The organism is Saccharothrix hoggarensis, assembly GCF_042678885.1.
Taxonomy (GTDB): domain Bacteria; phylum Actinomycetota; class Actinomycetes; order Mycobacteriales; family Pseudonocardiaceae; genus Actinosynnema; species Actinosynnema hoggarensis.
This window is the reverse complement of record NZ_JBHTLK010000536.1, coordinates 1-587: the sequence shown is the minus strand read 5'-3', so window position 1 is coordinate 587 and position 587 is coordinate 1. Positions and strand designations below refer to the sequence as shown.

The following is a 587-nucleotide window of genomic DNA, read 5'->3' as shown; positions in this document are numbered from 1 at the left end:
GGATGCAGAACATGTCCGGCACCGCGCTGCGCAACGCGATGCTCAACCACGTCACCCAGGTCGCGACCTACTACCGCGGCAAGATCCACTCCTGGGACGTGGTCAACGAGGCGTTCGCCGACGGCGGCACCGGCGCCCGTCGTGACTCGAACCTCCAGCGCACCGGCAACGACTGGATCGAGGCGGCGTTCCGCGCCGCCCGCGCGGCCGACCCGGGCGCGAAGCTCTGCTACAACGACTACAACACCGACAACTGGTCGCACGCCAAGACCCAGGGCGTCTACCGGATGGTGCAGGACTTCAAGGCCCGCGGCGTGCCGATCGACTGCGTGGGCTTCCAGGCCCACTTCAACAGCGGCAACCCGGTTCCCAGCAATTACCACACCACGTTGCAGAACTTCGCCAACCTCGGCGTCGACGTGCAGATCACCGAGCTCGACATCGAGGGCTCCGGCACGACGCAGGCCCAGCAGTACCAGGGCGTCGTCCAGGCCTGCCTCGCCGTGACCCGCTGCACCGGCATCACCGTGTGGGGCATCCGCGACAGCGACTCGTGGCGCGCCTCCGGCACCCCGCTGCTGTTCGAC

At 68.1% G+C, this 587-nt stretch carries 1 protein-coding gene; it reads left to right on the top strand.

Annotated elements, in window-relative coordinates; translation table 11 throughout:
- Nucleotides 1–11: 11 nt before the first annotated feature.
- The coding region (locus ACFQ3T_RS36985) for an endo-1,4-beta-xylanase (protein ID WP_380730869.1) at nucleotides 12–587 on the top strand (576 nt) is incomplete at its 3' end.